Origin of the sequence: Allosphingosinicella sp. (assembly GCF_036387215.1) — a bacterium.
GTDB lineage: Bacteria > Pseudomonadota > Alphaproteobacteria > Sphingomonadales > Sphingomonadaceae > Allosphingosinicella.
Genome location: NZ_DASVUE010000182.1, coordinates 1 through 4,418 on the forward strand (window position 1 = coordinate 1; position 4,418 = coordinate 4,418).

The window sequence follows — 4,418 nt, forward strand, 5'->3', positions numbered from 1 at the left end:
AGGCGATGATCGATCCAGACCAGTCGGCAAAGGCTGTCCCCAACCGGCGGATCGCGCTCCTCATCGACGCGGACAACGTCTCGCACGGCAAGATCGCGGCGATGCTGGCCGAGCTTTCGAAATATGGCGTCGCCAACATCCGCCGCGCCTACGGCGACTGGGCGAGCTCGGGGCTGAAGGGCTGGACGGCGCGGCTGCACGAGCACGCCATCCGCCCGATCCAGCAGTTCAGCTATTCCAAGGGCAAGAACGCGACCGACATGGCGCTCGTGATCGACGCCATGGAATTGCTCTATACGCAAAAGCCCGACGCCTTCTGCATCGCCTCCAGCGACGCCGATTTCACGCCGCTCGTCATGCAGCTGCGCGCCAACGGCCACGAGGTCTACGGCTTCGGCGAGCGCAAGACTCCGGAGCCGTTCGTCAACGCCTGCTCGACCTTCCTCTACCTCGACAAGCTGGGCGAGGAGCCGGCCGATGCTCCAGCCGGTGCATCAACCCTCCCCGCCGCCGCCCCGAGGCGTTCGGGCCGCGCAAGGTCAGCGCCCGCTCCGAAGGAGGAGGCGGCGGGCGCCAAGCCGCTGAGCCAGGACGCCAAGCTCGTCTCGGTGCTTCGCGGAGCGGTCGAGGCCGCGGCGGGCGATGACGGCTGGGCCAATCTCTCCGCCGCCGGAAGCGCCGCCAAGCGCCAGGCGCCGATCGATCCGCGCAATTACGGCGCCCGCAACTTCCCGAAGCTGTTCGAAGCCACCGGCCTGTTCGAGATCGTCCGCGCCGACAACGGCCAGACCTACGTCGCCGACAAGCGCAACCGCGATCGCACCGCCGCTCCCATGGCCGGTGGAGCGCGCGGAGAAGCCCTTGCCGAGCGCCTGCCGGCCGCGATCGGGGGCCAGTCGCGGCAATGAACGTCGCGCTCCGCCCGGTTTGGGGGCCTCCTCCCTACATCCGCTCGAGCAGCCGCTCGACGCTGTCGGCGGGCTTCTTGCCCTCGGGGTGCGGCGCGAACTCCTCTTCGAGGCGGCGGCGGATCATTTCCACTTCGCGGTCCGTGAGGTGCTCGATGCCGATGAATTCGTTGCGGGCGCCCTCGACGGCGCGGATCACCTCGTCGAGCTTGGCCTGCATCGCCGCCGCGTCCCGGTTCTGGCTGTTCTGGATCAGGAACACCATCAGGAAGGTGACGATGGTCGTCGCCGTGTTCACCACCAGCTGCCAGGTGTCCGAATAATGGAAGACCGGGCCGGTGAGCACCCAGATCAGGATCAGCGCCAGAGCGGCCGTGAAGGCAGCGGGCTGCCCGGCGAATGCGGCGATTCGAGTCGCCGCTGCGGTGAAGAGGCGGTCCATTCCGGCACGATACGCCGCTTTCGAACGCCGCAACAGCCGCCCCGGCCCTCGCTTATGCGAGCGGATACCCCATATCGGTGTCATGGCACGTTCACACACCCTCTCCACCCCGCTCTTCCTCGCCCCTCTCCTCGCTCTTGCCGCCTGCGGCTCTCCGCAAGCGCCGGAGGCTCCGCCGGGGGCGGTGGAGGCCGCGACGGCCGAGCTCGACCGCAACGATGCGATCGAGCGGCGCGACACCATCAAGCGGATCGAGAACGAGGCGGAGGCTCGGACCGAGGATGCCGAGCGGCGGATCAAGGCGATCGAGCGCGGAAAAGCGGGCAATTAGGTGATTTCGATGGCCGCGTGCATAGGGGAGCGCATGAAGATTCCCCCAAGTACGCTCGAACGAGCGTTCGAGCTTGCCCGTTCGGGCGACTATGCCAGCTCCGCCGAAATCCGCCTCCAGCTGAAGCGCGAGCGGCACGACCAGGTCGAGGCTCACCTCCAGGGTCCCTCGATCAGCCGCCAGCTCCGCCTCATCTGCGAGGAAGCCTCGAAGAGCCGGAGCGCCGCAGCGGCCACCCCCGCCGCGGCGCCGACCCCGGAGGCATCCGCCTCCTAGGGCATCAGCCCCGCGGCCTTCAGCGCCTTTTCGATCACGGCCTGAACGCCTCCGGCAGAAGCTTTAGGCGCCTCCTCCGCACGGACCGGATCCGCTGCCCGCGCAGTCGTCTTCCGGGCCGCGGCAGCGGTCGCAAGGCCGAAGAATTCCGCGATCCGATCGGTCGAGCTCAGCCCGACGTCGAGCATATGCGCCCCCGCTTCGCCCAGCTCGCCTTCGCCGGTGCCCGGCTGAAGCGGGATTCCGTGCGCCATTCCGGTGATCGTATATTGCTCGATCACCGCCCGCCCCTCCGCATCCAGCCACGCCCGCCGCGGATAGCCTTCGACGCTGTCGGTGCGATCCGGCTTCACGGAGAGCCCATGCAGGTCCGCCCATTGCCGGACGATCGCGTCCGCATTGCTTGCCACCACCGTCGTATCGGCGCTCCCCTGCCACACCTGCACCCGCGGCCACGGCCCCTTGTGAGCCGACGCGCGGCGGACCCGCTGCCCGAGCTCGGCCGCATCCGCATGCGCCCGTCCGCCCATGCACTCGAACGCCTCCGCGACGCCCGACGCGCAGCCGTAAGCCACGCCGGCAATGATCGCTCCCGCCGCGAACAGCTCCGGATAGGTTGCGAGCATCACCGATGCCATCGCTCCGCCCGCCGACAATCCGGTGACGAAGATCCGCTTCGGGTCGACCTCATGCACCTTGCCGACCGCTTCCACCATCGCCCGGATCGAAGCCGCCTCGCCCATCCCGCGCTGGGTGTCGCTCCCCGAGAACCAGTTGAAGCAGAGCATCGGATTGTTCGCCCGCTGCTGCTCGGGGAAGAGCAGGATGAAACCGTGCCGGTCCGCAAGCCGGGACCAACCCGATCCCTGATCGTAGACCGCGGCGTCTTGGGTGCAGCCGTGGAGGACCACCACCAACGGCGCCGCCCCCCTCAGCCCCTTGGGCACATAGTAGCGTCCGATGAGGTTGCCGGGGTTGTTCGGGATCGGCCCGAGCTCAGCCAGCCGGTTCTTTACGGCCGAGCGCGGCGCGAAGCCGCTTGCGCCCTTGCGCGGCCGCCTGATCCTCAGTCTCGGCGTCACTGCTGGCATGTCCTACTCCCTGTGTCGCCGGTACGTTCGGCGTTTGAAACGTCACCAGAGCATGTTTGTTGCAGTGCAGCAAATTACAATGCGCCACCCGCGCATTCAGCGTCAGAAAGGGAGCTTGATGCCCACCATCAAGCGGTTGCTGCGCATCCCGGGCCCGATTTCCACGCCCTCCACATAGGCGCGGCCGGTGGCGCCGCCGCCGATGCCGGCCTCCGCGACGATGGGGCCGACGGCGAACTTCCGCTCCATCTCCGCAAATGGATAGGCACCGCCGCGGCGGCGCCTGCCGCAGACGACGATCTCGGAAGGGTCGCGGCCGACGCAGCCCCTCCCGTCAGCGGCGTCCCCGGACGGCCGGAAGGTCGCCAGGTCGAAATCGGAAACCAGCGCCGGAGGAGGAGGCGGCGCGAGCGCAGCCGACTGAAGCGCCATCAACAAAGCCAGTCCCATGTCTCGCTCCCTGCTGCGCCCACGATCCGCGCCCATTGCGGCGAGGATGAGGCGCCGCGGCATTCCGAGCTGGCCGCCGGCTCCCGATACTGGGCCTGCGCGTTCTACTCGTCGACCCCGGAGCGAGTCCCACAATGCCTTCGACCATCATACGATCGTTCGAGTACAGGCCGGAGACGAGGGAGCTGGAAGTGCTGTTCACAACCGGCCGCCGCTACCTCTACCGCGAGGTGCCTCCCGAAGCGGCCGAGGCGTTCCGTGGAGCCTTTGCGAAGGGGCGTCACTTCAACGCGCGCATCCGGGGACGCTACGCCTATGAGGAGCTGGATTGAGTGGTCGGGCCTAGGCGCACCAGGGCTCGCGCCGGCCGCTCCAGGTGCGCGCAAGGCCCTCGGACACGAGCTGATCGCCGATCGAGCGGCCGCCGCGGGTGACGATGCGGAGCTTGCGCCCGTAGCGGTCCTCGTCCCGTTCGACGGGCTCAAGCTGGAACGGGCCCGCCGCGAGCAGCACGGCGAGCCGCTCGGTGGCCCGAGCGGCAAGTGCGGTCTCATAGGCGCAGCGGCCGCGCACTTCGGGCGTGTCGATGTCGGCGATGCGGATTTTATCGCCGGCGTAGCGGAAGGTATCGCCGTCGATGACGTCGACCATGTCGCCGTGGCCGACCGTCTCCGGCCGCGCCTGGACGGACGCTTCCTGCGGGCGGAGGATTTCGCGGGATCTGCGCGCCTCGGCGAAGGGATCGGCGGGAGAAAAAGCAGCGATGGCCGGAGCGGCCGATTCCGGTGCTTCGCCCGGCCAGGCGGTGCCAAGTCCGCCGGCGACGAGGCCGAGCATGATGCCGGCGAGAAGGGTCAGCCGGATCTCGCCGATGCTGAATTGCCGGCGCGTGCGCGGCGGGCTCCAATGCCTGGACATGG

8 protein-coding genes are annotated in these 4,418 nt (G+C 68.7%); 4 read left to right on the forward strand and 4 right to left on the reverse strand.

Annotated features, from left to right (window positions below; genetic code table 11):
• A partial coding sequence (locus VF662_RS07430; RefSeq protein ID WP_464139442.1) for an NYN domain-containing protein occupies positions 1-908 on the forward strand: 908 nt, incomplete at its 5' end.
• 34 nt (positions 909-942) lie between these two features.
• Here VF662_RS07430 and VF662_RS07435 read toward each other — a convergent pair.
• Positions 943-1,350: a low affinity iron permease family protein gene (locus VF662_RS07435; RefSeq protein WP_464139459.1), complete on the reverse strand. Its 408-nt coding sequence runs from the start codon at positions 1,348-1,350 to the stop codon at positions 943-945.
• Between the two features lie 82 nt (positions 1,351-1,432).
• Here VF662_RS07435 and VF662_RS07440 point away from each other — a divergent pair, with 82 nt between their 5' ends.
• Both VF662_RS07440 and VF662_RS07445 read left to right on the forward strand, forming a co-directional pair.
• The gene (locus VF662_RS07440) at positions 1,433-1,681 is read left to right on the forward strand and encodes a hypothetical protein (RefSeq protein WP_464139444.1); all 249 of its coding nucleotides are present in this window, start codon (positions 1,433-1,435) and stop codon (positions 1,679-1,681) included.
• Positions 1,682-1,714: 33 nt separating this feature from the next.
• The gene (locus VF662_RS07445; RefSeq protein ID WP_464139446.1) at positions 1,715-1,957 is read left to right on the forward strand and encodes a hypothetical protein; all 243 of its coding nucleotides are present in this window, start codon (positions 1,715-1,717) and stop codon (positions 1,955-1,957) included.
• Here VF662_RS07445 and VF662_RS07450 read toward each other — a convergent pair.
• A complete protein-coding gene (locus VF662_RS07450; RefSeq protein WP_464139448.1) occupies positions 1,954-3,048 on the reverse strand; it encodes an extracellular catalytic domain type 1 short-chain-length polyhydroxyalkanoate depolymerase in 1,095 nt (364 codons plus the stop codon). The genes VF662_RS07445 and VF662_RS07450 overlap by 4 nt on opposite strands.
• A gap of 102 nt (positions 3,049-3,150) precedes the next feature.
• Positions 3,151-3,498 (reverse strand): hypothetical protein, encoded by a 348-nt coding sequence (locus tag VF662_RS07455; protein WP_464139450.1) that lies wholly within the window; start codon positions 3,496-3,498, stop codon positions 3,151-3,153.
• Between the two features lie 134 nt (positions 3,499-3,632).
• On the opposite strand from VF662_RS07455, the gene VF662_RS07460 reads away from it, so the two are divergent.
• Positions 3,633-3,830 (forward strand): KTSC domain-containing protein, encoded by a 198-nt coding sequence (locus VF662_RS07460; protein ID WP_464139453.1) that lies wholly within the window; start codon positions 3,633-3,635, stop codon positions 3,828-3,830.
• Positions 3,831-3,840: 10 nt separating this feature from the next.
• Here the strand turns inward: VF662_RS07460 and VF662_RS07465 are convergent, their stop codons facing one another.
• A complete protein-coding gene (locus tag VF662_RS07465; protein WP_464139456.1) occupies positions 3,841-4,416 on the reverse strand; it encodes a thermonuclease family protein in 576 nt (191 codons plus the stop codon).
• Positions 4,417-4,418 lie beyond the last annotated feature (2 nt).